Origin of the sequence: Oceanibaculum indicum P24 (assembly GCF_000299935.1) — a bacterium.
In the GTDB taxonomy this organism is placed as follows: Bacteria; Pseudomonadota; Alphaproteobacteria; order Oceanibaculales; family Oceanibaculaceae; genus Oceanibaculum; species Oceanibaculum indicum.
The window spans coordinates 1-24,708 of record NZ_AMRL01000037.1; the positions used below are offsets into that span (position 1 = coordinate 1).

Genomic DNA, 24,708 nt, shown 5'->3' on the forward strand with positions numbered 1-24,708 from the left:
AAGGATCGGGGAGTAGCTCACCCCGATTCCAACCTAGAGAATTGATATATTTATATTTAACCAGAGCCGCAACATTCGAACGGAGAGCGGAGAAGGCCAGATATCCTTGACAATCAGCCAGGGAGCCGGCATATATTTCGTGTCTCACCTGCCATGTGTAGGAAGAGCATTCGAGGCCGTCCCGGTTCGCTTGGGCGGCTTCAGTCATTTTGGCCTCCCGCCCCATTAGTTCGAAGGAAGGCGTCACGCTCCTTCTGAAGCTTCCTGATCCGGCCACTTTTTTCGGTACAATAGGCAGTCCTCAAGAGCCAGTAGCCTTGGCGCTTTGCGAGAACCACCAGATATTCCTCGCGAAACCAGAGAAGTGTATTGACCTCTGTGCCGCGCGTATTCTGCCACTTATCGATCTCGACATGCGTTGGGGCATTCTCGATCACCCAGCGCACCCAGCGGATCCGTTCGCAGCGGCGCAGATCGGGTACGCGATCGTCCTCGACGCGGCCTTCCTGCACCAAATGCCAGAATGATGCCCACCGGTCTGCGACTTCCGGATGGCGACGACACCCGACGCGAAGCCCGCCATACTGCACGCCACCGTTTACAAGATCGTCGATGAAGATGCGGTGGAGTTCGGTTTCGTAAGCGGCCCAGTTCCCCCCGAACGCGGAGAGCGGCAGTAGATCGGGCGCATTCATTCAGCCGCCTCCCGCGCCCGCCACACGAGAACGTTAAATTTCGTTTCCGTGAATGTGGAAGTGCGGATCAGAACGTTCTGCCCGAGCCGTTCACGCAGCCTAATCCCGATTGCCGTCTTGGCCGGGCTGGTTGTGAGGCCACGGTTGGCATAGGTAAGCGCACCGATCAGAAGATCGGCGATCTGCAACAATTCACTTTCATGGCTGCGAACCTGCTGAACACGCTGGATAGCTTGTCGGTCGAAGTCGTAAAGGCTGTTGGCCAACACCTCATGCAGCTTACGGGTTTTCGGCCCGCCGCGCGTGTCCTTCACGTCGAGATAGATTCGATAGCGATGCGGCGCCGTGAAGATCGGACGCAGCATCGTGAAATACATTTTGTAATACCAATCGTCGTGCGACTGGTCGAAGCGGGCGTGGTTGAGCCGTGCCTTGTCGGGCACTATGAGTCCGCGGAAGCGCAGGCGATCCTCTGCGAGGAAAAGGTTAATCAACGCGAGGTAGAAATCAACCTTGGCTGGCGAGACTTTCGTCCATTTCGCCTCGAAATTATGCGCAAGCCCGTGCTCGGCCTTCAGCGTTCTAACCGCCTCGGAAATGGCGCGGCTCGCGTCCGCCGGGCAATAGACGGCACCCCAAGCCATAACTGGCACGCCGTCGTGCTCGAGATGGCAGCTTTCGTCACAGTAGACGTTGAACAGGCGTGGCTCTGTCATTCCGCCGCTTCCATCTCTTGCATTAATTCGGGGTTCAGTGCGTCGGCAATGAGGACCTCGAGCAGGCGGGCGCGGGTGGTATCGGCACTGTCAAGAACAGCCTCCAGCCGGTCACAGAGGGCCATGAGGGCATCGACTTTCGCCACGATGCGGTGCTGTTCGGCGAGGGGCGGTAGAGGGAGAGGACAGGAACGTAGCTGCGTCATGTTAATTGAGGCGAGATTCGTGGTCTGCTTTGAGGCTTCCTCAAAGAAACGCCTTCCCAGCTTACTGTTGACATACATAACTACCCACTCGGGCAAGGTTTCCGGCGATGGCGGTCGGACGCGGAATATGTGGTTCTGGTGGATACAATTCTCGATTTCATTGCTCCACATAGCTGCGCGCCCAAGTTTGTCCCAGTCGCCCCCCTCAGTCATGAGAATATCACCAGCTCTTAGCCGGTAACGTTCTTGATCAGGACCTCTAACGATGATCCGTTTCACCACCGTGAGATCAAGATGTCCGCGCTGAACATTGGCAACACGTAGGTATGGCAATTCAACTGCCGTATCGGTCGAAACCCTGCTGCCCTTTGTTACACCGCTAACAATAACAAACAGATCGTCGAAAGATGGGAGCTCCCAGCTATCCGGAATATTGAATGGGAGTTCCTCTCGTTTCAATCGAAGAACCGGTTTTCGCTTCTTGAGGCCTTCTTCGGCAAAGGCTTTTTTTTGTGAAACGCTAATCCGCTTCAACAACTCTGACGCTGGTTCGTCGGTTGGGTCCTGACGCACCAGTTTGCCTCGGACGGCGAGGTCGAGGATAGTCTGGCGGAGCGACTTGATCTGGTCCGGGCGCGCGGTGAGGGCGGGGAGCGCGTTCAGGGCGAAGCGGGCGTGGGTGCGGAAGGCCTCGGCGTCCGAATCGTGCGCGGTCAGGCGGGCGAGGCTGGCGGCGGTCAGCCGGTCACGGGTAGCCTCACGCTGTTGCCGAGCCGCCTCCATCTGGTCGAGCAGTGCCATCAGCTCCTCCACCTTCGCCACGATCCGCCGCTGCTCGGCCAAGGGCGGGAGGGGAACTTCGTATTTTCTTAGATTTGCAGACGACAAGTTCGGTTGTGCCGATCCATTGTCGAAGCGACGGAGCATTGTTTGGGCAATGTCGCTATCAAAATATAACGAAAGATAGGGAACGCAGTCGGAGATTACCGGCCTCAGAATTACAAGCGAGGATGCTATCGCGGCGTCGCGATCAAGATCGAAGACGGCATGCTTTCCTAGAGAACCGCGAAGACAATATACCTGATCCCCTTGCCGCAATTTTCCTCCACCTAAGGACGCGAACTTCTCAGCAGTGATAAAGTTCATTTCTTCAAGTGAAATCCGACCATTAACAAGGTGGCCGGCGTTAACAAAAGGGATGCCGTCGTCGACAAGTTGATCGCGTGAAGGATAATTCGAGCTTCTGTCACCGTTTTCGAAGTCCCATAGTTGATCGGCCACGCTCCAAGACCAATTTTGGGGGATGTCGAACAGCCATTCGGTCCGCGACGGTGTTCTAATGCCTTTGGCTTCGCGGAGTTCTCCTGTCTGTATGCGTCCTTTGCGCACAATGCTTGCGTGCTCGAGTAGTTGGTCTGCCGGTTCATCCGCCGGGTCCTGCGGCACCAGCTTGCCCCGCACGGCGAGGTCCAGCACGAAGCGGCGCAGGCGGGCAATGGCGTCGGGTGCCTCTGCCACCTTCTCGTAGAGCGCCAGAAGCCGTTCGGCCTTCATCGCGCCAGCGCCTCCGACAGTATTACCTTCAACTGGTCGCGGAGTGCGGCGACTTCGGCCTCGGCGGCGGTCAGGTCGGCCAGCAGCGCCTCCGGATCGCCATGGTCATCCGCCACGGTATGCGGGTTCTTGATGTCGAGATTGTAGCCGCGCGCCTTCACCTCCTCGGCGCTGACCTTCCAGGCGCGGTCGGATTCCACCCGCCCCTCACGGCGCGGGCCACCCCACCAAGCGGCGCAATCGTCCAGATGCTCCAGCCGGATCGGCCGGGTCATGGAATAGGCCTTCTGTCCCTCTGGTACGCGATGCTCCCAGAACCAGATATCCCTGGTCGGCGTGCCTTTTTCGAAGAACAGCAGGTTGGTGCCGATGGAGGCGTAAGGGCGGAAGACCGAGTTCGGCAGGCGCACGATGGTGTGGAGGTTGCACTCCTCCATCAGCGCCTCCTTCAGCCTGGTCTTCACGCCCTCACCGAACAGCGAGCCATCGGGCAGGACCACCGCCGCGCGCCCGCCGGGCTTCAGCAGGCGAATGATCAGGGCCAGGAACAGGTCGGCGGTTTCGCGTGTGCGGAAATGCTGCGGGAAGTTGCTCTCGATCCCGTCTTCCTCGCGCCCGCCGAAGGGCGGGTTGGTGAGCACTATATCCACCCGCTCATCCTTGCCCCAGGAGATGTAGGGGCGGGCGAGGGTGTTGTCGTGGCGCAGGAAAGACGGGTCCTCGACGCCATGCAGCAGCATGTTGGTGACGGCCAGCATGTGGGGAAGCTGCTTCTTCTCCACCGCGCGGAGACCGGCCTGCAACGCGACTTCGTCCTCGGGGCGCTTCACGTAGTGGTCACGCATATGGCGGATGGCACAGGTCAGGAAACCGCCGGTGCCGCAGGCCGGATCGAACAGCGTCTCGCCCGGCCTGGGGTCGATCATCCGCACCATGAAGGAGGTGACGGCGCGCGGGGTGTAATATTCGCCCGAATTGCCGGCGGATTGCAGATCGTTCAGGATCTGCTCGTAGATGTCGCCGAAATGCTGGCGCTCGGACAGGTTGTTGAAGTCGATCTGGTTGATCTTGTTGACCACCTGCCGCATCAGCTGGCCGGACTTCATGTAGTTATAGGCATCCTCGAACACGTCGCGGACGGTGCGTGCGCGGGGCGTGGCCGGGGGCCGCTCCTTCAGCGTGGGGAAGAGGTCGCCATTGATGAAGGCCAGCAGCTCCTCACCGGTGATGCCCTCCGGATCGGCCGCCCAGGCGCGCCATTGGAGGCGGGCAGGGATGGGTGAGCGGTAGCCCTCCTTCAGCAGTTCGAATTCCTGGTCCTGATCGTCGATGATCTTGAGGAAGAACATCCAACAGAGCTGGCTGATGCGCTGCGCATCGCCATCGACGCCGCTATCCTGGCGCATAATGTCCTGAATGGATTTGACGAGGGTGCGGATGGACATGTTTATTGACCAACCTCAAACAGGATTAGTTCGCTTCGATCAATCATCCACTTCTTGGAATTTTTGTTTCGGTAGCCCGCATAAAGCTGCGAGCGGTTCTTTATTCGAATTGATTTATGTGGATCAGTATCTATAAAACTAAGTCTCTTTGGAGTCTCGAGATGTGCAACAATCCAGTGATATCGAGGGCGGGTTAGCCCGATAATCATGCAGCGAAAATTCGGTCGATCAGCGACAATTTCATCTATGCGATCCCAGTATTCTTTATTTGATGTTGGCGCCTTTCGAATAAATGGATAGCTTATTTGAACTTTGGCGGCGTCCGGTGTTAGTTCTCGGCAAAGTTTGATCATTCGCTTTACGTCACCAAGGGAAGTTCCGTCCCACAGAATTTTTGGCCATCGGCGCTGTGAAATAGCCATGCACGCGGTCTCAAAGAGCTCGCCAGGTCGATGGATCCCACAATGTTCGAAAGCATTCACGATGGCGTAGGGACCGCACAAGCCATCGAGGCTTCCTTGATAATTCGACACTTTCGTTCCCCTTAAATCGCAGCTTCATACAAGGCGTTCTGCATTTCATGCACGGCCTTCTCGAAGCCGGGCTTGCCGCCGAAGGCGCGCACCAGTTCTATCGGCGTGCCGAGGCTTGAGAAAGGGGCGATCCGCAGGACGTTTGCATCGTCGAGGTTCAGCACGCCCTCGTCGGCATATTTTGCCAGCAGCGCATCGAGCACGGCGCGGGCTTGCGGCCCGTATTTCGTGAAGACATCGCGCTTCTTCACATTTTCCGCCCGCTCGCGGCGGGTCAGCGGCTTGGCGTCGAAGGCGACATGGCAGATCAGATCGAAGGGGTCGAGGTCCTTGCCCAGCTCCTCGACGATGGGGTCTAGCGGCAGACCCTCGGCCGCTAATTCGTCCAGAATGGCCCGCTTGCGCTCGCTGGCGTTCCAGCTCCTTAGGAAGTCATCCAGGCTGGCGAAGCGCTTGCGCAGGGCGCGCTTGGTAAAGTCACGCAGGGATTCCGTGACCAGACGGCCACTCTCGTTCAGATATTCGACGCGTTCGGCAATGATGGTGGCGCCGATGCCATCGACATAGATTTTTTTCCTCTGCCCACCTGGGGGCGTTTCCGGCAGACCCGGTTCATCGACAATGGTCTCGCCTTCGCCAGGCACCTCTGGCAGCGGTTCGCCCTCTTCGTCGGTCGGCGGCGCTTCCGGTGGGTCGATTGGCTCGTCTTCCTTCGGCTCGTAGATCTGTACCGGCTCGCCATCGAAATCAGGATCGGCGAAATGGCTGGTCGCGCCCCGAAAATCAATCAGCGTGAAATAGAACTTGCGGGTGTCCTCATGGACGCGGGTGCCGCGGCCGACGATCTGCTTGAACTCGGTCATGGAGCCGACCTCGCGGTCCAACACAATCAGACGGCATGTCTGCGCATCAACGCCGGTCGAGAGCAGCCGCGAGGTGGTTACGATCACCGGCCATGTCGATTCCGGGTCAATGAAGTTGCCGAGCTGGGCCTGTCCCTCGGCATCGTTGCCGGTGATGCGCATGACGTAGCGGGGGTTCTCGGCGACCAGATTGGCATTCTCGTTGACCAGAGCCTGGCGCATGCGCGCCGCATGTTCCTGATCGACGCAGAACACGATGGTCTTCTGGTAGCGGTCGCCGCTTTCCTTCAGAAACTGGGTGACTTTCTGTGCAACCAGCTTCGTGCGATCGTCGATGACCAGCGTGCGGTCAAAATCCTTGGTGTTGTAGATGCGATCCTCAACCTCTTCGCCGTAGCGGTCGAGCTGGCCCATCTCCGGGCGGTAGCCTTGCACATCGCGGTCGATATGGACCTTCACGACCTTGTAGGGCGCCAGGAATCCGTCGCTGATGCCCTGTTTCAGCGAGTAGGAGAATACCGGATCGCCGAAATAAGCGATGTTGGAGACGTACTTCGTCTCCTTCGGCGTGGCGGTCAGGCCGATCTGGGTGGCGGATGAGAAATATTCGAGGATTTCCCGCCAGGCCGAATCCTCGGCGGCACTGCCGCGATGGCATTCGTCGATGACGATGAGGTCGAAGAAGTCCGGCGAGAATTCCCGGTAGAGCTTCTGGCGCTCCTCCGGCCCGGTGATGGCCTGATAGAGGCCGAGATAGACCTCATAGGCGGTATCGATGCGGCGCTTCCTATCCAGCGCGAGTGTCAGCTCCTCGCTGCTGCCATCCTGCCGCTCGATGGTCTTGGCGTTGGTCGAGAGCTTTGCCATGGCGCCACCGAACGGGCGGAAATCGTTCACCATGGTCTGGTCGATCAGCACATTGCGATCCGCCAGGAACAGAATGCGTTTCTTCCGGCCGGCCTTCCACAGGCGCCAGATGATCTGGAAGGCGGTGTAGGTTTTTCCGGTTCCCGTGGCCATGACCAACAGCACGCGGTCTTGTCCCTTGGCGATGGCTTCAATCGCGGTGTTGACGGCGTTAACCTGATAGTAGCGGGGCGTCTTGCCGCTGCCATCGTCGTAATAATCCTGAAGGACGACCTGCTCCGCTTCGGCATCCAGACCTTTCCAAGCGCGATAACGCGCCCACAGATCCGCAGGCGCGGGGAAGACATCCAGAGCCAGGGTCATCTCGCGCGGACTGCTGGCGCGGGTGCGATCATGCAAGACGAAGCCGTCGCCATTCGAGGAGAAGACAAACGGGATATTGAGCGTCTCGGCGTAGCCCAGCGCCTGCTGCATGCCGTCGCCAACGCTATGCGAGTTGTCTTTCGCTTCGATCAGCGCAATCGGGATGTTAGGCTTATAGTAGAGAATGTAGTCGGCGCGCTTGACCCGACCGCGCGTCACCAGCTTGCCACGGACGATGATCCGGCCCCGGGTGAAGCTTACCTCCTCGCGGATCTGCAGCATTTCGTCCCAACCCGCACTGCGAAGCGCCGGCGTGATGAACTTGGTGCAGATGTCGCGTTCCGAGAGGCCCCTCTTGTTCATGCCCGCGCCAGATCTCCCCGCGATTATTCGGCTCCCGCCAATCCGCGAGAGCATCGGCCTGTTGCGCCATTTTTATGGATGATTGTTTACCAAAGCCGCAGATGCAACCGCTAACGGTAATCTGATGCTGATTACGCGCCGAAGGTGGGCTTGGCCTTAGTTAAAGCTTGCCTGGAAGGTCGTTGCGGTCAGCGAGACATGGGCGTCGAGCGGCGGGTAGAGCTCGAAGGCGCGTGGCTCGCGCGCAAAGTTCCAGAGCCGGAACAGGCACCATTCGGAACGCCGCTCATCTGCGACAGCCAGCTCGTTGCGGGTGATGTGAAAGGGCGTGCGCTCCCAGCCATTCGTCGTCTTTACTTCGATCAGGCGCGGACGCCCGTCCTGTGCGAAGCTGGCGATGTCATAGCCGGCACCGTCACCATCTTCCTGCGATACCCAGCGCACCTTTCGGCTCAGATCGCCGCGCCCGGCTGCCTGTAGCGTGGCACGCTCATGCATCAACACCCGTTCCTCGCCAGCTCGACCCAAGGCGCGGTTGCGTTCGTCCCGTCCTGCTACATCAAATTTGCGAGCGATGTGGAGCATCTGCTCCAATTCCTGCGGCGGCGGCTGGTTCGATAGCGTTGGCGCCGACCCCACCCACAGCGATGCTGCCTCGCGGAGCCCCATGGAAGGTTGCGCGTCGGGCAGACGCTCGAGCCAGCCCGGATTGAGCGCCAGCCAGCGGGCCACGGCGTCCGCCAGTGACATCTGGAAATTGAAGGCCGACTTGTAGCCGGGAATCCATGCCTCGCCGAACCCCTTCAGGACGGCGCTGATGTTCTGGTGCTTGAACTCGACGGAGCTTTCGGACCGGCCATTGAGCAGCGGGAGCAACGCCCGGCGATGCTTGGCCTTGCTGTAGGGGCGACCGGCGATATCGTCGGCCAGCATCGCGAAGTAATCCGCGACGATCAGATCGTTCTCTGCGTCCGTCCAGGGCCCGTTCGACATGCGGCCAGGCTAGAGGGGCGGTTCGCTTTTGTCATTAGGGCAAGGGCATTGACTGGTCCTGGGTCGCCTCTTGGCCACTAATGCGCATCACCGCCTTGCGGATTTTCCAGGCCAGCCCCAAAGCCACTCCGGTGAGCGCGCCGATGTTGCGGGCGGTGTCGCCGTACTCGGTCCAGCCTAACACCACGCCGCAGCCTACGGCGCCCGCCAGACCGAGGCTGGCCAGCAGCCGCCCTGACTCAAGGGTGAATATCTCGCAGGCGAAAGCGCGCGCAATTCCAAGCATTCTCGTCAGCCCTCCCAGTTCGCGATGACGTTCATTGTCGTCGAGAAAAGGAAGTAAAATCAAATTACTAGGGGCTTACAATTGGTCGAAGACGCGCGGGGGGCGCTGTTGACATCTCAGTCTATTCGGACCTTCGCCTATATAAGCAGGTTCGATCTGGATGAAGGGTTGGACCGCGTCCCGGGCGCCGATCTATGGGCGCTCATGGCCTTGGCGCAACTGTGATCCCTGTGTGATCCAGTTTTTCGGGCGGGCTTTTGAGTGTAACGTAAGTGCTTGAAAAAATTGGCTGGGGGACCTGGATTCGAACCAGGGTTGACGGAGTCAGAGTCCGTAGTCCTACCGCTAGACGATCCCCCAACCGTGGGGCGGGAAGCCGCGCTTCAAAAGCGCTGCGGTATGCCTCCGCCCGATCAAGAGGGCGCTTCTCTATCATATCGATCCGGTACTGTTAAGCCCTCTCTGCCCTGAATGTGCGAATTTTCGCCAGAAGCTGTCCGGAAGCGGCCCAGGGTCTGGCCCAAGGGGAAAAGGGTGCGGCAGCACGGCGTCTGGACGGGGGGCGGCCGCTCTGTGTACGATGGCCTTTGAAATCCCGCAGGATGGAAAATCATGGCAGGGTTTCACTTTATATGGCGCACGGCCTTGTGCTGCACACCATATATAATACAGATTATACTGATGGAGTGTGGCGGCCCATCGGCTCATGACCAGCCGGATGCCAGTTGAGATAACGGAGTGCGTGTCATCAACAAGCCCTATCGCCCCGAGACTGCCCGGATGCCTGCGGACTTTCCGCCGGCGCCGGACACGCTCGTCCGCGACAGGGCAGAGGCTGATACGTCCCCGCTGCCGTCCAGGGGTGCGCCGGTTTTCGCAGCGCTCGATCTCGGCACCAATAATTGCCGGCTGCTGGTCGCCCGCCCGGCGCGGCGCGAGCGCGGCTGCGAGGGCTTCAAGGTCATCGATGCTTTCTCGCGCGTGGTGCGGCTGGGCGAGGGCGTGTGCTCCAGCGGCCTGCTGTCGCCCGCCGCGATGGACCGCACGGTCGAGGCGCTGCGCATCTGTGCGCAGAAGATGGAGCGCCGGCAGGTGACCTCCTTCCGCGCGGTCGCCACCGAGGCCTGCCGCCGTGCCGCCAACTGCACCGACTTCATGGCGCGGGTGAAGGACGAGACCGGCCTTGACATCGAGATCATCGATACCGAGGAGGAGGCGGCGCTGGCCGTCGCCGGCTGCGTGCCGCTGCTCGACCGCGATACGCCCTATGGGCTGGTCTTCGATATCGGTGGCGGCTCGACCGAAGTGTCCTTCTTCAGGCTGGAGGAGGGCGGCGGGCACGAGCTGCGCAAGATCATCTCCATCCCGCTGGGGGTGGTCAGCCTGGCGGAGCGGTTCGGCTGCCAGGATATCGGCCGCACTGTCTATGAGGCGATGATCGCCGAGGTTGCCCCGCATCTGGAGAAGTTCGAGGCGATCTGCTCCATCGGCCAGCGCATCAAGGCCGGCGAGGTGCAGATGCTGGGCACGTCGGGCACGGTCACCACCCTGGCCGGCATGTCGATGGGCCTCGCGCGCTATGACCGGTCCAAGGTGGACGGCACCTTCCTGGGTTTCGACCAGGTGGAGGAGATGACCACGCGGCTGGTCTCGCTGGATTATGCCGGCCGCGCGGCGCAGCCCTGCATCGGCCATGACCGCGCCGACCTGGTGCTGGCCGGCTGCGCCATCCTGGATGCGATCTGCCGGCGCTGGCCGGTCGGGCGCTTGCGGGTCGGCGACCGCGGCGTGCGCGAGGGCATCCTGTTCGGGTTGCTGCAGAAGCACGAGACCGGCCGCGTACGCCATGCCACCGGGCCGCATTACCGCCGCCTGACGCTTTAGGAATCCATCACCATGTTTTCGGGAGTCTTGTCATGAGTCGCGGCAGCGGCCCATCCGGGCGTCGCGGGCCGGCGGTCCGGGTGAAGACGGCGCGCAAGCGCTCGCATTCCTCCACCCTGTGGCTGCAGCGCCAGCTGAACGACCCCTATGTGGCGGAGGCCAAGCGCCTCGGCTACCGCTCCCGCGCGGCCTTCAAGATCGCCCAGCTGGACGACAAGTTCGGCTTCTTCAAGGGGGCGAAGCGCATCGTCGATCTGGGCGCGGCACCGGGCGGCTGGACCCAGGTGGCGGTGGAGCGCGCGCCGAACGCGACCATCGTGGCGCTGGACATCCTGCCGATGGACGAGATGGGCGGCGTCACCGTGCTGCATATGGACTTCCTGGCTGAGGACGCGCCGGAACGGCTGAAGACGGCGCTGGGTGGCAAGGCCGACCTGGTGCTGTCCGACATGGCGCCGCCGACCACCGGCCATACCAAGACCGACCATCTGCGCATCATGGGGCTGTGCGAGATCGCGCTGGCCTTCGCGGAGGAGGTGCTGGCGCCGGGCGGCACCTTCCTGTGCAAGGTGTTCCAGGGCGGTACTGAAGGCGCGCTGCTGAACCGCATGAAGCTGTGCTTCGCCACGGTGAAGCATGCCAAGCCGCCGGCCAGCCGCTCCGATTCGGCGGAGCTGTATGTCATCGCCAGCGGCTTCCGAGGCGCGCCGGATGAAGATACGGAATAAGAGCAAAGCCCTCTCCCCTTGCGGGAGAGGGGGGGGAGCGTCAGCGAACCGGGTGAGGGGGCGGTTCGGTCCGAGCAATTACCCCTCACCCAGCTTCGCCTAATCTCGGCTTGCACCTCGATAAGGCTGCGCAACCCTCTCCCGCAAGGGGAGAGGGAAAACTCCTCTGAGCATCTTCCAAGCCCTAAAGGGGCAGACGCACAGCGCTCGATCCGCTATATCAGGCGGCATGTCCATGACCACGAATTCCTCCCCCGATTTCCGTCCGGCCACGCCCCGGCCTGCCTATCTCGACACGCTGAATGCCGCACAGCGCCAGGCCGTGGAGACGCTCGACGGGCCGGTCCTCGTGCTGGCCGGTGCGGGTACTGGCAAGACCCGCGTGCTGATCACCCGGCTCGCCCATCTGCTGGTCACCGGCCGGGCGAAGCCGTGGAACATCCTGGCCGTCACCTTCACCAACAAGGCGGCGCGCGAGATGCGCGAGCGCATTGCCGCGATCATCGGCCCGGCGGCGGAGCAGATCTGGCTCGGCACCTTCCACGCCATCTGCGTGCGCATCCTGCGCCGCCATGCCGAGCTGGTGGGGCTGAAGAGCAACTTCACCATTCTGGATGCCGACGATCAGGTGCGGTTGCTGAAGCAGCTGTTGCAGGCCGAGGGCATCGACGACAAGCGCTGGCCGGCCCGCGTGCTGATGGGCACCATCCAGCGCTGGAAGGATCGTGCGCTCAGTCCCGACCGGGTGCCGGCGGAAGACGCGATGGACCTGGCCGGCGGCCGGATCGTGCAGCTCTACCGTCAGTATCAGGAGCGGCTGCTGACGCTGAACGCCGCCGATTTCGGCGATCTGATGCTGCATTGCGTGGAGCTGTTCCAGAAGCACCCGGAGGTACTGGCGGAATATCACGACCGCTTCAAATACATGCTGGTGGACGAGTATCAGGACACCAATGTCGCGCAGTATCTGTGGCTGCGGCTGCTGGCGCAGAAGAACAAGAACATCTGCTGCGTGGGCGATGACGACCAGTCGATCTATGGCTGGCGCGGGGCCGAGGTCGGCAACATCCTGAAGTTCGAGAAGGATTTTCCCGGCGCCGCGGTCATCCGGCTTGAGCAGAATTACCGCTCCACCCCGCATATCCTGGCCGCTGCCGGCGGGCTGATCGCGAAGAATGAGGGGCGTCTCGGCAAGACGCTGTGGACCGAGACGAACGAGGGCGAGAAGGTCCGCGTGCGCGGCGTCTGGGACGGCGAGGAGGAGGCCCGCACCGTCGGCGAGGAGGTGGAGGCGCTGCAGCGCGCCGGCAACTCGCTGTCGGAGATGGCGGTGCTGGTGCGTGCCGGTTTCCAGACCCGCGAGTTCGAGGAACGCTTCGTCACGCTGGGCGTGCCCTACCGGGTGGTCGGCGGGCCGCGCTTCTACGAACGCCTCGAAATCCGCGATGCCATCGCCTATCTGCGCATTATCGCGCAGCCGGACGACGATCTCGCCTTCGAGCGCATCGTGAACACGCCCCGGCGCGGGCTGGGCGATGCCACATTGCAGGCCGCGCACCAGCTGGCGCGCGCGCAGGGCACCTCGCTGATGGCGGCGTGCCGGCAGCTGGTCGGCACCGACGAGCTGAAGCCGAAGCCGCGCAAGTCGCTGTCCGACCTGATCCGCGATTTCGACCGCTGGCGCGCCGAGCTGGCCCATATGCCGCATCCCGACCTCGCCCAGCTGGTGCTGGACGAGAGCGGCTATACCGCCATGTGGCAGGCCGACAAGTCGCCGGAGGCGCCGGGTCGGCTGGAAAACCTGAAGGAGCTGATCCGCGCCATGGAAGAGTTCGAGAGCCTGGCGGGCTTCCTCGAACATATCAGCCTGGTGATGGAGAATGCCGAGGACAGCTCGCTTGACCAGCTCTCGATCATGACGCTGCACAGCGCCAAGGGGCTGGAATTCGACACGGTGTTCCTGCCGGGATGGGAGGAAGGGCTGTTCCCGCACCAGCGCGCGCTGGACGAAAGCGGGGCGCAGGGGCTGGAGGAGGAGCGCCGCCTCGCCTATGTCGGGCTGACGCGGGCGCGCAAACGGGCAGATATCCTCTATGCCGCCAACCGCCGGGTGCATGGGCTGTGGCAGAATTCGCTGCCCTCGCGCTTCGTCTCCGAGCTGCCGGCCGATCATGTCGAGCAGGTGACCGAGGGCGGGCTGTTCGGCGGCACGGCGCGGCAAAGCGAATGGGGGGCGGCCAGCCGGGGCGGGCTCTATGCCTCCAGCCCGCCGCGCGATGGCGGCGGCTATTTCGAGGCGGGACGGCGGTTCCCGCGTCGCGAGCAGCCGACGCTGGAGGGCGTGCCCTACAGCGTGGCGACCAACAAACCGAATGCCGACGGGTTCCAGCGCGGCACCCGCGTGTTCCACCAGAAATTCGGCATGGGCACGGTGCGCGCGGTGGAGGCCGACAAGCTGGAGATCGATTTCGACAAGGCCGGCACCAAGAAGGTGCTGGCGGCCTTCGTGGAGAAGAAATGAGCGAGCAGAAACGCATCGGCGGCTACCGTGTCGAGCTGGAAGTGCCGGCCGAGCTGGCGCTGGATTTCGCCGAGGCCATCGAGCCCTATGTCAGCGCCGTGGCGATGGTGGAGCTGGGCGAGGGCGTGACCTGGAAGGTCGAGGGGTTCGGCGAGAGCCAGCCGGACCGCGCCGCCGTGATCTCCGCCGTGGCACTGACCGCGCTGAGCAATGGCGTGGCGGAGCCGGAGACCCGCATCGAGGTGCTGCCCTGGACCGACTGGCTGAAGGAGAATCGCCGCCGGTTCCCGCCGATCCAGATCGGCCGTTATTTCATTCATGGCTCGCATCATCAGAAGCAGCCGCCTTCCGGCAGCATTCCGCTGCTGATCGACGCGGCCATCGCCTTCGGGTCGGGCGAGCATGCCACTACGCGCGGCTGCCTGATGGCGGCGGGTGCCATGGCGAAGCGCCGGCACCGCCCGTTCCGGGTGCTGGATATGGGCTGCGGCTCGGGGATTCTGGGGGTGGCTGCGGCGAAGAGCTGGCCCTGCAGGGTGCTGCTGTCGGATATCGATCCGCAGGCGCGCGACGTGGCCAGGGAGAATACACGGCTCAATCGCGTGCCGGCGGTGCGTGCGATCTCCGGCCCTGGCTACCGCAACCCGCTGGTGACGCGCAAGGGGCCGTATGACCTGATCTTCGCCAACATCCTGGCGCGGCCGCTGTGCCGCATGGCGAAGGATCTGAAGCGCCATCTGGCGCCGGGCGGCATTGCCGTGCTGTCGGGCCTCACCGCGCGGCAGGAGAAATGGGTGCTGTCCGCGCACCGCGCTCAGCGGCTCTATCTGAAGCGCCGCATCCCGCAGGATGGCTGGCACACGCTGGTGGTGGGGTGAGGGGGCGGCTGCCGCACCTCGTTGTAACAATCTAATTTGTCATTGCCGGGCTTGACCCGGCAATCCAGGGGCCACGTTCTGAGACGCTTCAGGCAGAGCACCGCCCCTGGATGCCCGGATCAAGTCCGGGCATGACAGTTTGAGAGGGAAGCCAGAACATCCAAACGCCGCGCAAAAGAAAACCGGCGGCTCTCAGCGGATCCCAGGGAGGAGAAGGATCGCGAGAGCCGCCGGCCCTGTGAGGCGCGTAGAGGGGGGGATTACGCAGCCTTCGGGGAACGGTTGGTGTTGGCGGCGATGCCGGCCTCGACTTCGCTGTCGAAGGCGATGCTGCGCACCTGGGTGCGATGCAGGCCGATATCCTCCAGCATGCGGTCGTCCAGCGACATCAGCTCCGAATAGGTGCGGTTCTTGCGCTGCCAGTCGAGCAGCGGCTGCACCAGCCACACGGCGCCGCGGGCAATCGCGCGGGCCACGAAGATCGTGCCCTTGCGGACAGCAGCGGCCTGCAGGGAGCGGGCATAGGTGATGTTCGACAGAACGTCGATCTGCGGCATGGTGTAGGTACCATTGTGCGTCGCAGCATTGGCAGTGTTGTTCAGAGCGGTGTTGCTCGACATGGCGGTCATCCTCATCTTCATCATCATGGACGCCTCAGTCGCTCAATCCCGTATGGACCGTGGGCTGGCCGGGCGCTCCGTTAAAATCACGAGACATAGATAATCCTCTTCGCGCCATGCGAAACGCGCATTTCGTGCACCGCAGCAATGACACTGATGCATATCTATTCGTTACCCATGCGTTAACCGGGATGCTTGGTCGGAAAGCCGCAGGAACGCTTGTTTCCGGCGGCGGCACCGCCTAGCTTCAGAGGAAGCAAACCCAACCGCCAGGAACACCATGTCCGCTGTCAGCCCTCTTCACACGCATGGCGCGCCCCATGTAACCCGCCTCGCGGCCCTTCGCGCGGAGCTGGCGCGGCTGGGGCTGCACGGGTTCCTGGTGCCGCGCGCGGATGAGCATCAGGGCGAATATGTACCGACCCGCGCCGAGCGGCTGGCCTGGCTGACCGGCTTCACCGGGTCCGCCGGTAATGCCGTTGTACTGCGCGATCTGGCGGCGGTGTTCGTCGATGGCCGCTACACGCTGCAGGTGGCAACCCAGGTCGATGGCGGGCTGTTCGCCCGCATCCACAGCGCCGACCAGGCACCTTCCGACTGGATCGCGGCCAATCTGCCGGCCGGAGCGAAGCTTGGCTATGACCCCTGGCTGCACACGCCGAACGAGGTCGAGAAGCTGAAGGCGGCGGCGGAGAAGGCAAAGGGCCATCTGGTCGCGGTCGAGGGCAACCCGCTGGACGCGGTCTGGGCCGACCAGCCGGCGCCGCCGGCCACACCCGCCCTGCCGCATGATATCGCGCATGCCGGCGTGGCGTCTGCCGACAAGCGCAGGCAGATCGCCGCCGAGCTGGCCAAGGCCGGCGAGGATGCGGCGGCGCTGACCCTGCCGGAATCTATCGCCTGGCTGCTGAACATCCGGGGCACGGACGTGCCGCACACGCCGCTGCCGCTGTCCTTCGCGATTGTGAAGGCCGATGCCAGCGTCAGCCTGTTCATCGACCCGGCCAAGCTGGGCGAGGCGACGCGCCGCCATCTCGGCAATGAGGTTTCGGTGAGCGCCCCCGACGCTTTCCTGCCGGCGCTGGCGGCGCTGGGGACGGCGGGCAAGATCGTCCGCGCCGATCCGGCGACGGCTCCGGTGGCGGTGTTCGAGCAGTTGCAGCAGGCCGGGGCGAAGCTCGTCCGTGCAGCCGATCCCTGCCTGCTGCCCAAGGCCTGCAAGAACCCGGTGGAGCTGGCGGGCAGCCGGGAGGCGCACCGGCGCGACGGGGCGGCGGTGACGCGCTTCCTCGCCTGGCTGTCGCGCGAGGCGCCGAAGGGCACGGTGGACGAGCTGACCGCCTCCGACCGGCTGGAGGCGTTCCGTGCCGAAAGCGGGCTGCTGCGCGACCTGTCCTTCGACACCATCTCCGGCTCCGGCCCGAACGGCGCCATCGTACATTACCGCGCGACCGAGGCGACCAACCGCGTCATGCAGCCGGGCGAGCTGTATCTGGTCGATAGCGGCGCGCAATATCTGGACGGCACCACCGACATCACCCGCACCATCGCCATCGGCCAGCCCTCGGCGGAAATGCGCGACCGCTTCACCCGCGTGCTGAAGGGCCATATCGCCATCGCCACGGCGCGCTTCCCGAAGGGCACGACCGGCAGCCAGCTCGACGCGCTGGCGCGCCTGTCGCTGTGGCAGGGCGGGCTGGATTACGACCATGGCACTGGCCATGGCGTCGGCAGCTACCTGTCGGTGCATGAGGGGCCGCAGCGTATTTCCAAGGCCGGCAATACGATTGCCCTGCAGCCGGGCATGATCGTGTCCAACGAACCCGGCTATTACAAGACCGGCGCCTATGGCATCCGCATCGAGAATCTGGTGGCGGTCACCGACGCCGCAGAGGTGCCGGGCGGCGAGCGGCCGATGATGGGCTTCGAGACGCTGACCCTGGCCCCCATCGACCGCGCGCTGATCGACCCCGCGCTGCTGACGCCGGAGGAGCGCGCCTGGATGGATCGCTACCACGCCCGCGTGCGCGAGACGCTGGCGCCGCTGCTGGATACCGAGACCAGCACCTGGCTGGAGGACGCCACCCGGCCGCTGTGACGGGCCGAGCTTCCCGCCATGCCCTTCGAGACGCCGGCTTAACGCCGGCTCCTCAGGGCGAGGGGAGTATTGGATAACCGGCGGTGCTTCCTGGTGACCTCATGCTGAGGAGCCTGCGCCATATCGTGGCGCAGGCGTCTCGAAGCATAGGGCCGCCGCTAGGACTAACCCCTCAAGCCGCCGTCTCGTTGCCTTCGATTGCCGGCGCATCGTGATCGTGATGCGGTAGCAGCAGCATCGGCGGCTCGGTGCCTTCGCAGCGGGCTTTCAGCGCGGTGTTCATCGCCTCGAAGCGCTGGCGCAGTGCGGTGAAGGCGCTCTCACCGGCGAAGATGGAGAACAGGCCGCTGACCTCCTCTTCCTGATAGAAGGTGCAGCCCATGGCGCCGCGGCTGATGAGGCGGAACACATGCTCGCGGCGCAGCAGGCCGGGCAGCATGGCGCTGGTGCGCAGCCGCAGTTCGCGCCGCACATCCACCTTCGCCACCCGGAAGCGGACAGTGCGCGTGCGGCCGTTCGGCAGTGTCAGGATCAGCCGCAGCCGGTGGCCGGGCATGGCGACGCCGTCGATCTGCTGGATGGTGGGGTTCCATTCCGCATAGGCGGGGAAATCCATCAGCACGCGCCAGACCTCGCCGGGCGAACAGGCGATATCGATGGATGTCTTGACCTGACGCATGCCCTTCTGTCCCCTTCACCACCGCACCGGTTTCTCCGGCATCGACCCTGCTAAAGTTAAAGCACAACTCGGCCTGATGCGCACCGAAGATCACATCATCGAGATCAGGCGCCGATCAGCTCGAACCAGCCATCCTCGTCCAGCATGGTCACACCCAGCTCCTCGGCCTTTTTTGCCTTGGAACCGGCATCCGCGCCGATCACCACATAGTCGGTCTTCTTCGATACCGATCCAGCGACCTTGGCGCCCAGCGCCTCGGCCCGCGCCTTGGCCTCGTCGCGCGTCACCCGGATCAGCGTGCCGGTGAACACCACAGTCTTGCCCATGATCGGCGACTCGGTGGCGATGCGGCTGACATAGTCCTCGACTGCCACCTGTTCCCGCAGTGCTTCGACCGTCTCGCGGTTGTGATCCTCGGCGAAGAAGGCAATCAGATCCTTCGCCACCGCCGGGCCGATCTGGTCGATATTCACCAGGTCGCGATAGGCTTCGCTCTCGGGGTCGGCGGCGGCCTCAATGGCGGCGATCAGCGCATCGAGCGATCCGTAATGCCGGGCCAGCAGCTTCGCCGTGGCCTGGCCGATCTGCCGGATGCCCAGCGCATAGACGAAGCGCTCCAGCGGGATGGTCCGGCGCTGCTCGATGGCGGCGAACAGCTTCTCGGCCGAGAGCTTGCCCCAGCCCTCGCGGTTGCGCAGCGGCGTCAGCGACTGGCTGTCGCGCGCCTGCAGGGTGAACAGGTCGGCAGGGCTTTTCACCGTACCGTCCGCGAAAAAGGCCTGGATGGATTTCTCGCCCAGCCCTTCGATGTCGAAGGCGTCGCGGCTGACGAAATGGCGCAGCCGTTCCACCGCCTGGGCCGGGCAGGTCAGCCCGCCGACGCAGCGCCGAACCGCCTCGCCCTCGCCGCGCACCGCGTCGCTGCCGCAGGCCGGGCATTTGTCGGGGAAGACGAAAGGCTGCGAGTCCTTTGGCCGCCGGTCGAGCACGACGCTGACGATCTGCGGGATCACGTCGCCGGCGCGCTGCAGGATGACGGTATCGCCCTCGCGCACATCCTTGCGGGCAATCTCGTCCTCATTGTGCAGGGTGGCGCGGCTGACAATGACGCCGCCGACATTCACCGGCTCCAGATGGGCGACCGGCGTCAGCGCGCCGGTGCGGCCGACCTGGATCTCGATCTTCTGCAGGATGGTCTGCGCCTGTTCGGCGGGGAATTTGTGGGCAATGGCCCAGCGCGGCGCACGGCTAACCATTCCGAGCCGCTGCTGCAGGGTGATGGAATCGACCTTATAGACCACGCCGTCGATATCGTAGGGCAGGCTGGCACGCTGGGCGGCGATCTCGGCATGGTAGGCGATAAGCTCATCCGCCGATTCCACCCGGCGCCAGAGCGGGTTGGTGCCGAAGCCCCAGCCCTTCAGCCGCTCCATGAAACCGGATTGCGTCTCGCTCACCGGGTCGCTCAGCTCGCCCCAGCCATAGCCGAAGAAATGCAGCTTGCGCTTCGCGGTGATCGACGGGTCGAGCTGCCGCAGCGATCCGGCCGCCGCATTGCGCGGGTTGGCGAAGATCTTCTCGCCCTTCTCGCCCTGTTCGATGCGCGCCCTCGCGGCCTCGTTCATCGCCAGGAACTCGTCCTTGCGCATATAGACCTCGCCGCGCACCTCCAGCACGTCGGGCGCGTCGCCGGTCAGCGTGTCGGGGATGCCGGCAACGGTGCGCAGATTGGCGGTGATGTCCTCGCCGACCGCGCCATCGCCGCGTGTTGCCCCCTGCACGAAGCGGCCCTTCTCGTAGCGCAGCGAGGCGGACAGACCGTCGATCTTCGGTTCCGCCACCATCGCCACCGGTGCATCGGCGGCCAGCCCCAGGAAGCGCCGCACCCGGCCGACGAAGTCGCGCACATCCTCCTCATCGAAGGCATTGGCCAGCGACAGCATGGGCCGTGCGTGCGTCACCTTGGCGAAGGCGGAGGAGGGGGCGGAGCCAACCTGCAGCGACGGGCTGTCCTCGCGGATCAGCTCCGGGAATTTCGCCTCGATCGCCTGGTTGCGCCGGAACAGCGCATCATAGGCCGCGTCGCTGATCTCCGGCGCGTCTTTCTGGTAATAGAGCGCATTGTGATGGGCGATCTCCCGCGCCAGCCGTTCCAGCTCCTGTGCGGCCTGGTCCAGGGTCAGCCCATCGACCGGCAGGCTGGACGTGTCGGCAGTATCCTCGGTGTCTGTCATGTCAGGCTCTCAGGAGCTGGCCATCAGGCGGTTCGCGGCGGCGCGCGCCTCGTCGGTGATCTGCGCGCCGGACAGCATGCGGGCAATCTCCTCGCGCCGGTCCGGGTCGCTCAGCGGGACGACGGTGGTGGTCGTGCTGTCACGCCCGGCGCGCTTTTCCACGCGCAGATGCTGCCCACCGCGCGCGGCGACCTGCGGCGAATGGGTGACGACCAGCACCTGCAGCCCGTCGCCCAACCGCGCCAGCCGTTCGCCAACGGCATCCGCCGTGGCGCCGCCGACGCCGCTGTCCACCTCATCGAACACCAGGGTCGGGACGGGGGAGACCTGACTCAAGACCACCTTCACCGCCAGCATGAAGCGCGACAGCTCGCCGCCCGAGGCGATCTTGTTGATCGGCCCCGGTGCCTGGCCGGGATTGGTCGCCACCTCGAAGGCGACGCGGTCGATGCCCTGCGGCCCCCATTGCGCCTCCGGCAGTTCCTCGATGCGGGTGGCGAAGCGCGCCTTGTCCAGCTTCAGCGGCGGCAGTTCGGTTCCGACCGCCTTGTCGATGCGGCCGGCGGCCTTGCGCCTTGCCTCGCTCAACCGGCCGGCGGCAGCGGAATAGGCTTCGCGCGCCGCCTTCGTCGCCGTTTCCAGCGCCGCCAGCCTTCCACCGTTGTCGTCGATGGCGGCCAGCCGCTCGGCCAGCCGGTCGCGCAGCGCGGGCAGCGCATCGACCTCGACGCCATGCTTGCGGGCGACATCGCGCAGCGCGTACAGCCGGTCCTCCGCCTTCGTCAGTGCCGCCGGATCGGTTTCCAGTTCGCTGGCGACCGATTGCAGCAGGTGTACGGCCTCCTGCGCCTCCGCCGCCGCGCGGTCGAGCGCGGCCAGCGCAGGATCGAGGATCGGGCCGGCCTTGCCGGCGATCCGGCCAAGCTGGCGCGACGCCCCGGCCAGCCCGGACTCAGCCCCCCGCTCGCCGCTCAGATGCTCCAGCGCCGCCGACATCGCCTCGGCGATCTGCTCGGCATTCATCATCAGGCTGCGCTGCTCGGCCAGCCTTTCCTCCTCGCCGGCTTCGGGGGAGAGCGCGTCCAATTCTTCCACCGCATGGCGCAGGAAGGTCTCGTCGGTGCGGGCCTGTGCCGCGTCCGCCTTCGCCCGGTCCAGCGCCTCGGCGGCCTGACGCCAGCCGGCATGGGCGGTGGCGGTATCGCGCAGCAGCGCTGCATGGTTGCCGAAGGCGTCCAGCGCCTCGCGGTGGGTGGCGGGGTCCAGCAGGCCGCGATCATCGAACTGGCCGTGGATTTCCACCAGCAGGTCGCCCAGTCGCCGCAGCAGGCCGACGCTGGCCGGCTGGTCGTTCACGAAGGCGCGGCTGCGACCATCGGCGGCCAGAACGCGGCGCAGGATCAGCGGCGCCTCTGCCTCCAACCCCTGTTCGTCGAGGACGGCGAAGGCGGGATGAGTTTCCGTCACCTCGAAGCAGGCGGTGACGCTGGCCTGGTCCGCCCCGTGGCGCACCAGCCCGCTGTCGCCGCGTGCCCCCAGCGCCAGCCCCAGCGCGTCCAGCAGGATCGACTTGCCGGCGCCAGTCTCGCCGGTCAGCACCGACAGGCCGGCCCGGAAATCGAGGTCCAGCCGGTCGATCAGCACGACATCGCGGATGGCGAGGCTGGTCAGCATGCGGGCGTCAGAAGATGTTGCGCAGCCGGCCGAACCAGCCCTTGCTCTCCCGGTTCTCGGCACCGGGACCACCGGCCAGGTTGGCATAGCTGTCCTGGTACCATTCGCTGCCGGGGAAATTGTGCCCCAGCACGGCGGCCGCCTTCTTCGCCTCCTCGGTCAGGCCGAGCGAGTAATAGGCCTCGGTCAGGCGGTGCAGAGCCTCGGGGACGTGCGTGGTGGTCTGGTATTCATCGACCACCTTGCGGAACCGGTTGATCGCCGCGAGGTAATGGCCGCGCGTCAGGTAATAGCGCCCGATCTCCATTTCCTTGCCGGCGAGATGGTCGTTGGCGAGGTCGATCTTCAGCCGGGCGTCGCGGGCATATTTGCTGTCCGGGAAGCGGCGCACCACCTCGTCGAAGGCGTCCAGCGCCTGCCGTGTCGTGCGCTGGTCGCGACCGACATCGACGATCTGCTCGTAATAGCTCAGCGCCTTCAGATAGTAGGCATAGGCGACGTCTGGGCTGGCCGGATGCAGGTCGATGAAGCGCTCCAGCGCGATCACCGCATCGTCATACTTGTTCTGCTGATAGTAGGAATAGGCCGCCATCAGCTGCGCCTTGGTTGCCCAGCTGGAGTAGGGGTGCTGGCGCTCCACCTCCTCGAACAGCGGCGCGGCCTGGAAATAGTCGCGCGCCAGCAGCGAATCCATCGCCTCGTTGTAGATGGTCTCGGCCGGCCGCTCGACATAGGGCTTTTCTTCCTTGTCGGAACAGGCGGCGAGCAGCACGAGGGCGAGGCAGCCGGCAAACCGGGAGGCGCGTAGGAATGACGTCATGATGTCCGGACACGGGTTGCGGTCTATCGGGCCGCGACACACGCGGCACGCCACACTATAGCCCGGCTGGGCAGTGCGCCACAACGATAGCGCGGACTGAAACCGGAAAGTCAGCGAGATAAGAGGCGTTATATTCCGTGCGTGTCATGCCCGGACTTGATCCGGGCATCCAGGGGCGGTGCCCTGCCTAAAACGTCTCAGAACGTGGCCCCTGGATTGCCGGGTCAAGCCCGGCAATGACAAAAGCAATTTGGTGAAATTGTGATTACGCGGAGAGGGCCAGGGCCGGTGCCAGGCCGGCGCTGCCGTCAAGCGTCACCATCTCCCAGGCATCGGCATCGGCGAACAGCGTGCGCAGCAGGCGGTTGTTGAAGGCGTGGCCGGTCTTGCGGCCGCGGAAGCGGCCCAGGATCGGCGCGCCGGCCAGATACAGGTCGCCGACGCAGTCCAGCACCTTGTGGCGCACGAACTCGTCGTCGAAGCGCAGCCCGCCTTCGTTCAGGATACGGTCGCCATCGACCACCACGGCATTGTCCAGCGAGCCGCCCCGGCCGAGGCCGGCCTTGCGCATCGCCTCCACCTCATGGGCGAAGCCGAAGGTACGCGCGCGGCTGATGTCGCTCTTGAACACGCCGTTCAGGGCCGGCCCGCGATAGGTCTGGCGGGCGATGGCCTTGCTGTCGAAATCGATCTCCAGCTCGATGGAGAAGTCGGTGTCCGGCTCCAGCCGGGCCCAGACATCGCCCTCGCGCACCTCGACGGCCTTCAGCACGCGGATGACGCGGCGCGGCGCTTCCTGCAGGCTGATTCCGGCATTCTCGATCAGCGAGACGAAGGGGTGGGCGCTGCCGTCCATGATCGGCACTTCCGGGCCGCCGACCTCGACGATGGCATTGTCGATGCCGCAGCCGGCCAGCGCCGCCATCAGATGCTCGACGGTGGAGATGGTGGTGCCGTCCTTGTTGCCCAGCAGCGTGCATAGGCGGGTATCGACGACATTGGCGTAATGCGCGGGAATCGTCGCTTCGCCCCGGCTGACGTCGGTGCGGCGGAAGACGATGCCGGTATCGGGGGCGGCGGGCAGCAGGCTCAGTACCACCTCGGCACCGGAATGCAGGCCGACGCCAACGCAGGAAACCGGATTGCGCAGGGTCCGCTGGAGCTGCACGGTACGGGCGCGCTCGCTGAAGGGACGGGAGTCCCCCCGGGCGTCTCCGTGCATGTGAGCGGAGCCGCGAACCTGATCCATGAGTGCCGTGTCGATGCGCATGGGCGCGAAGGCCTTTCGTCCGTGCAGTAAGATAGACTGTCTATTAAGAACTTTTATCAGTCCCGGACGGTTGCCTCAAATCACCTTTTGTAACGAATTGTTACGAGAAAATTGTTTTCTTCCAAAATCTTGGCAGTGGTTTTGGCATTTGTAAAACGGTCCGTCCGGGCGAGGCGGAGTCTCGCCCGGACGGGTGCCGTTCAACGCTGGGAACCGGTGTACCGGGCAGGGTTGCCCGGCACCCGGCTTAGTTGGCCTGGCGACGCAGGAAAGCCGGGATTTCCAGCATGTCCTCGTCAGCCTGCGAGCTGCGCAGGCGGTCAGCGGAATCGAGCCCGCCCAGGCGCGGCTGTGTGGCCGGCGCGGCCGGCGGCAGCGGAGCGGAGGCACGCGGCGCGGCGGCTGCCGGCATCGCGGG

General features: G+C 64.2%; 19 protein-coding genes and 1 tRNA gene. 5 read left to right on the forward strand and 15 right to left on the reverse strand.

The features are described from left to right. The 9 genes from P24_RS20560 to P24_RS17765 all read right to left on the reverse strand — a co-directional run. A partial coding sequence (locus P24_RS20560) for a hypothetical protein (protein WP_237740214.1) occupies positions 1-208 on the reverse strand: 208 nt, incomplete at its 3' end. Then, a complete protein-coding gene (locus tag P24_RS17730; RefSeq protein WP_008946127.1) occupies positions 201-695 on the reverse strand; it encodes a hypothetical protein in 495 nt (164 codons plus the stop codon). The genes P24_RS20560 and P24_RS17730, both read right to left, overlap by 8 nt. After that, entirely contained in the window at positions 692-1,411 is a 720-nt protein-coding gene (locus P24_RS17735) for a DUF3800 domain-containing protein (RefSeq protein WP_008946128.1), read from the reverse strand. The genes P24_RS17730 and P24_RS17735 overlap by 4 nt, the downstream gene beginning before the upstream one ends. Continuing rightward, positions 1,408-3,171 carry a restriction endonuclease subunit S gene (locus P24_RS17740; protein ID WP_008946129.1) on the reverse strand — a complete coding sequence of 588 codons (1,764 nt, stop codon included), beginning with the start codon at positions 3,169-3,171 and terminating at the stop codon, positions 1,408-1,410. The genes P24_RS17735 and P24_RS17740 overlap by 4 nt, the downstream gene beginning before the upstream one ends. Further along, complete coding sequence (locus P24_RS17745) at positions 3,168-4,616, reverse strand: HsdM family class I SAM-dependent methyltransferase (RefSeq protein ID WP_008946130.1); 1,449 nt, start codon at positions 4,614-4,616, stop codon at positions 3,168-3,170. Before P24_RS17745 ends, P24_RS17740 begins: the two co-directional genes overlap by 4 nt. Positions 4,617-5,160: 544 nt before the next feature. Then, positions 5,161-7,605: an EcoAI/FtnUII family type I restriction enzme subunit R gene (hsdR, locus tag P24_RS17750; protein ID WP_008946131.1), complete on the reverse strand. Its 2,445-nt coding sequence runs from the start codon at positions 7,603-7,605 to the stop codon at positions 5,161-5,163. Between the two features lie 156 nt (positions 7,606-7,761). Continuing rightward, positions 7,762-8,598, reverse strand: a complete 837-nt coding sequence (locus P24_RS17755) for a DUF3883 domain-containing protein (RefSeq protein ID WP_008946132.1) — start codon at positions 8,596-8,598, stop codon at positions 7,762-7,764. Between the two features lie 34 nt (positions 8,599-8,632). Further along, positions 8,633-8,884 (reverse strand): hypothetical protein, encoded by a 252-nt coding sequence (locus P24_RS17760; protein WP_008946133.1) that lies wholly within the window; start codon positions 8,882-8,884, stop codon positions 8,633-8,635. A 286-nt stretch (positions 8,885-9,170) separates the two neighbouring features. Next, positions 9,171-9,244: transfer RNA gene (locus P24_RS17765), tRNA-Gln, on the reverse strand. A gap of 378 nt (positions 9,245-9,622) precedes the next feature. Here P24_RS17765 and P24_RS17770 point away from each other — a divergent pair. The 4 genes from P24_RS17770 (at position 9,623) to P24_RS17785 (ending at position 14,895) form a co-directional block, all read left to right on the forward strand. Continuing rightward, positions 9,623-10,768 carry a Ppx/GppA phosphatase family protein gene (locus P24_RS17770; protein WP_237740215.1) on the forward strand — a complete coding sequence of 382 codons (1,146 nt, stop codon included), beginning with the start codon at positions 9,623-9,625 and terminating at the stop codon, positions 10,766-10,768. Positions 10,769-10,800: 32 nt separating this feature from the next. Continuing rightward, positions 10,801-11,496: an RlmE family RNA methyltransferase gene (locus tag P24_RS17775; protein ID WP_008946135.1), complete on the forward strand. Its 696-nt coding sequence runs from the start codon at positions 10,801-10,803 to the stop codon at positions 11,494-11,496. Positions 11,497-11,725: 229 nt separating this feature from the next. Beyond that, positions 11,726-14,017 (forward strand): ATP-dependent helicase, encoded by a 2,292-nt coding sequence (locus P24_RS17780; RefSeq protein WP_008946136.1) that lies wholly within the window; start codon positions 11,726-11,728, stop codon positions 14,015-14,017. Further along, positions 14,014-14,895 carry a 50S ribosomal protein L11 methyltransferase gene (locus P24_RS17785; RefSeq protein ID WP_008946137.1) on the forward strand — a complete coding sequence of 294 codons (882 nt, stop codon included), beginning with the start codon at positions 14,014-14,016 and terminating at the stop codon, positions 14,893-14,895. Before P24_RS17780 ends, P24_RS17785 begins: the two co-directional genes overlap by 4 nt. Before the next feature lie 260 nt (positions 14,896-15,155). Here P24_RS17785 and P24_RS17790 read toward each other — a convergent pair whose 3' ends face one another. Continuing rightward, complete coding sequence (locus P24_RS17790) at positions 15,156-15,515, reverse strand: DUF1127 domain-containing protein (protein ID WP_237740216.1); 360 nt, start codon at positions 15,513-15,515, stop codon at positions 15,156-15,158. Positions 15,516-15,795: 280 nt separating this feature from the next. Here P24_RS17790 and P24_RS17795 point away from each other — a divergent pair, with 280 nt between their 5' ends. Next, entirely contained in the window at positions 15,796-17,613 is a 1,818-nt protein-coding gene (locus P24_RS17795; protein ID WP_008946139.1) for an aminopeptidase P family protein, read from the forward strand. Between the two features lie 172 nt (positions 17,614-17,785). On the opposite strand, the gene P24_RS17800 is transcribed toward P24_RS17795, so the two are convergent. The 5 genes from P24_RS17800 to lpxC form a co-directional block, all read right to left on the reverse strand. Further along, positions 17,786-18,292: an SRPBCC domain-containing protein gene (locus P24_RS17800; protein ID WP_008946140.1), complete on the reverse strand. Its 507-nt coding sequence runs from the start codon at positions 18,290-18,292 to the stop codon at positions 17,786-17,788. Positions 18,293-18,396: 104 nt separating this feature from the next. Further along, entirely contained in the window at positions 18,397-20,526 is a 2,130-nt protein-coding gene (gene ligA / locus P24_RS17805) for an NAD-dependent DNA ligase LigA (RefSeq protein WP_008946141.1), read from the reverse strand. 9 nt (positions 20,527-20,535) lie between these two features. Continuing rightward, the gene (recN, locus tag P24_RS17810) at positions 20,536-22,200 is read right to left on the reverse strand and encodes a DNA repair protein RecN (RefSeq protein WP_008946142.1); all 1,665 of its coding nucleotides are present in this window, start codon (positions 22,198-22,200) and stop codon (positions 20,536-20,538) included. A 7-nt stretch (positions 22,201-22,207) separates the two neighbouring features. Continuing rightward, positions 22,208-23,020, reverse strand: a complete 813-nt coding sequence (locus P24_RS17815; RefSeq protein WP_051013195.1) for an outer membrane protein assembly factor BamD — start codon at positions 23,018-23,020, stop codon at positions 22,208-22,210. Positions 23,021-23,285: 265 nt separating this feature from the next. Beyond that, a complete protein-coding gene (gene lpxC / locus P24_RS17820) occupies positions 23,286-24,188 on the reverse strand; it encodes a UDP-3-O-acyl-N-acetylglucosamine deacetylase (protein ID WP_008946144.1) in 903 nt (300 codons plus the stop codon). Positions 24,189-24,708: the final 520 nt, after the last annotated feature.